This window comes from Ruegeria sp. AP12 (assembly GCF_056540025.1).
Window position 1 is genome coordinate 1 of record NZ_JBQFVZ010000263.1, and the last position, 608, is coordinate 608.

1 protein-coding gene is annotated in these 608 nt (G+C 58.4%); it reads left to right on the top strand.

The window, feature by feature from the left end:
* Positions 1 to 230: 230 nt before the first annotated feature.
* Positions 231 to 608: acetylglutamate kinase (argB, locus tag ACR0E6_RS22655; protein WP_480587621.1), on the top strand; the 378-nt coding region annotated here is incomplete at its 3' end.

A 608-nucleotide genomic window follows, 5' to 3' on the forward strand; every position in this document is an offset into this window, starting at 1 on the left:
AAACGCGCTGCGTCCAAGTGACGGCTGATCCTAGGCCTTAGCCAACTTCCGATTTATTCCGCATGCCAATGTGACAGGCGCGAAAAAGGCGACGCTGCAGTGACCACAGCGCCTTGCCGGGCGTTGGGCTGGAACGTGGACCACGGCATCGACACATCCCGGCAACACAAACAACAGCGATCTTGGCTTACGTGTCCAAAACGCCTAACACGAGGGGAAGAGGACAACACATGAAGACAAGAGATATGAACCGGGACTGGATCGCCACTGCTGCAACTCTGAACAGCGCTTTGCCGTATCTGCAGCGCTATGACGGCGCGGTCGTCGTCATCAAGCTCGGCGGTCACGCCATGGGCAGTGACGAGGCCATGGAAAGCTTTGCCCGCGACGTCGTGCTGATGCGCCAGGTCGGTGTGAACCCCGTGATCGTCCATGGCGGCGGACCGATGATCAACGCGATGCTGGACAAGCTGGATATCCAGTCCGAGTTTGTCGGTGGCAAACGCGTGACGGACAAGGCCACAGTAGAAGTGGTCGAAATGGTTCTCTCGGGCTTGGTCAACAAACGTATCGTTCAGGCGATCAACGGTCAGGGCGGTACGGCCGTG